Below are 2,732 nucleotides of genomic sequence, written 5' to 3'. Positions count from 1 at the left end.
TGTTCCGGTGATTTCGTCAGGACGAAATAGGGCGAGTACACTGGTGTGACCGCCAAACCCTTCTGCAATTTTGAAGAATGTTACTCTGTCATCAACGTCTCCGGAAAGGTGTTCTAATCCGATTACTTTGCCATTAAAATTCATCATTGCTGCTTTGTCGCGACACCTGATCGCAATTTCACCTAATGCCCGTACTTTAAAGCCTCTTTCTTTCATAATCTTTCTCATCAAAGGGTTTAAAATTCTTCTGGTTTTAAAAAAGGTTGGATATGATTATTTCTAGCAATGGAGTGTAGAAAATCACTTTTCGTGATAGGAAGGTTCACCTTCGGGTGTGCGATTGTAACGTCTGTCTTTGAGGACTTCCAGTTTATCAAATCCTGCTGAAATCAGTTCATCAAGGTCGAAGCCAGCACGCCTAGCAGCGTCGGTAATCAGAAACAGGCAATCCACATATTCAGTGATATCATCCGGGCAGTCGATTGCTTCCTGTGCCTGATGCTTCTATGGTCTGGGATGTTCTATCCGAACTAAGGGTTCTAAAATACGAGGTCGGTCCGTTTGATCCCATGCCGATACCGGAATACTCGATAGTTATATCAAGCGAAAGAGGCTCATTCGAATGGTTTATTTTCGTTCTAGAACTTCTAATTTGAAGTGCTTGCGGCAAACGGGGACATAACGGTCGTTCCCTCCAATTTCAACTTGCGAACCTTCCTGAATCGGGGTGCCGTTCTCGTCCACACGCATGACCATTGTTGCTTTGCTTCCACAGTGGCAAATCGTCTTGAGTTCATTAAGCACATCTGCCCAAGCCAAAAGCTGTTGGCTGCCTTCGAACAGGTTGCCTTGGAAATCTGTCCTCAGACCATAGGCCAATACAGGAATATTTAGCTCGTCCACGATTTCGCTGATTTGGTAAACCTGCGCTTTTGACAGGAACTGAGATTCGTCAACAAAAACGCAATTGATTTCCCGTTGCTTTATTTCATCCCTAGTCATCTGCAACAGATCGTCTTCTTTGCCATAGATCAATGCTTCGGCCTGTAAGCCGATCCGTGACGAGATCTTTCCCTTGCCATAACGGTCATCCAAAGCGGCGGTGAACAAAAGCGTTCCCATGCCACGTTCTTGATAGTTATAGCTGGATTGCAAGAGAACGGTGGATTTTCCTGCGTTCATTGATGAATAGTAAAAATAAAGCTTGGCCATAAATACGTCAGATACAGAAGTTGAGAGTGTGCGACATACCTATAGGCGTGCCAGCAATTTGTCTATGGTCGCTTGGTCAGCGAAGGCATTTTCTATGGAACATTTGGTGATGTCGGCCAGTTCCTGATCGTTTAGGTTAAATTCTCTGGATGCAATGGCATATTCATTTCCGATTGATGTGTGGAAAAAAGGTGGATCATCAGAACTCAGGGTTACTTTGCAGCCTGCATCCCGTAATTTCAGAAAGGGATGAGCGCCAAACTCAGGGTATACGCCCAAGGCGATGTTGCTGCCGGGGCATACTTCGAGAGTTATATTTTCGTCAATAAGGCGAGAGACAAGATTGGGATCTTCTATGGATCTTACGCAGTGGCCAATACGTTTAACGGGTAAATGATCAAGGGCGGCAATAATGCTTTCTGGCCCCGCCATTTCGCCAGCGTGAACATTGCACGATAGCCCTGCATCATGGGCGATATGAAAAGCTTTGGAGAAATCAGACGGATGATGGGCATTTTCATCGCCCCCCATGCCGAAACCGACAACAAGGGGATGTGGCGCCGCAATCGTCTGCTTCGCGACCACAACGGCCTGTTCTGGCCCAAGGTGACGCACACAGGTAACAATAATACGTCCAACGATACCGAAATCCCTTTCGGCGTCGGTTATGCCAGCAATAATACCATCCAGATGATCTTGGTATCCCATACCAGCCATAGCTGCGTGATCAGGGGAAGACATGACTTCGACATAGATGGCACCTTCTGATGCGCATTGTTTGAGATATTCGTAGGCTACATCTCTGTAATCCAAAGGTGTTTTGATCACAGCACTTGCAAGATCATAAGCTTTTAAAAATTCTAAAAATGTCGTCCAGCGGTAATTTCCTTCGGCATCAAAAAGACCATCAGGTAGATCCATTGAATTACGCTGTGCCAGGCGTTTGACAAGATCCGGAGAAGTCGTTCCTTCCAGATGTGCGTGTAACTCAGCTTTTAGAACCATCATATCTCTCGCTTGTTTTTGTATCTGTTTCTTTGACTTTTGGCTCCTCAGAAAGAAAAGCCAGAAGTGATTAACCAGAAGTTATAGAAATGACTTTCCTGTTTCTAAAGTACCGATACTCAAGAAGGAGGCTATGCTCTGTCCGATATCTGCAAAGCATTCCCGGGTACCAATGTTTTGTGTTTTTATTTGTGGGCCGAAAGCCAAGACAGGAACGTTCTCGCGGGTATGGTCTGTTCCAGGCCACGTTGGATCACATCCGTGATCTGCGGTGATAATGACCAGATCGTCGTCTTTCAGTATTGATATGAGATCGGGAAGTTTTCTGTCGAATTGTTCCAGCGCTGCGGCATAGCCAATAACGTCTCTCCTGTGGCCGTAGAGGCTGTCAAAATCAACAAAGTTTGTGAAGGTTAAGGACCCCTCAGGCGCTTTTTCGACCTGTTCTAACGTGCGTTGGAAAAGATCGTCATGACCCGAGGCTTTTATCACTTGTGTAGGTCCTTGATGAGCAT

The 2,732-nt window shown here is 45.7% G+C and carries 4 protein-coding genes and 1 pseudogene; all 5 read right to left on the bottom strand.

Features of this window, described 5'->3' with window-relative positions; all coding sequences use genetic code 11:
- A partial coding sequence (locus Q0241_RS13705; RefSeq protein ID WP_299378449.1) for a hypothetical protein occupies positions 1-216 on the bottom strand: 216 nt, incomplete at its 3' end.
- Between the two features lie 84 nt (positions 217-300).
- Entirely contained in the window at positions 301-483 is a 183-nt protein-coding gene (locus Q0241_RS13700) for a dATP/dGTP pyrophosphohydrolase domain-containing protein (RefSeq protein ID WP_299378451.1), read from the bottom strand.
- A 144-nt stretch (positions 484-627) separates the two neighbouring features.
- Positions 628-1,212, bottom strand: coding sequence for a thymidine kinase (locus tag Q0241_RS13695; RefSeq protein ID WP_299378447.1), 585 nt, complete (start codon positions 1,210-1,212; stop codon positions 628-630).
- A gap of 39 nt (positions 1,213-1,251) precedes the next feature.
- A complete protein-coding gene (locus Q0241_RS13690) occupies positions 1,252-2,220 on the bottom strand; it encodes an adenosine deaminase (protein WP_299378445.1) in 969 nt (322 codons plus the stop codon).
- Between the two features lie 78 nt (positions 2,221-2,298).
- Positions 2,299-2,732 (bottom strand): annotated as a pseudogene (locus tag Q0241_RS13685) (phosphopentomutase); the annotation flags it as partial.

The organism is uncultured Kiloniella sp., from assembly GCF_937128705.1.
Lineage (GTDB): Bacteria > Pseudomonadota > Alphaproteobacteria > Kiloniellales > Kiloniellaceae > Kiloniella.
The sequence above is the reverse complement of the archived record's forward strand: the minus strand, read 5'-3'. Positions and strand labels throughout refer to the sequence as shown.

What these genes read in the sequence shown, in the direction of transcription:
- Q0241_RS13690 (WP_299378445.1), bottom strand. Translation starts at nt 2,220, where the DNA reads ATGATGGTTCTAAAAGCTGAGTTACACGCACATCTGGAAGGAACGACT.
- Q0241_RS13695 (WP_299378447.1), bottom strand. Translation starts at nt 1,212, where the DNA reads ATGGCCAAGCTTTATTTTTACTATTCATCAATGAACGCAGGAAAATCC.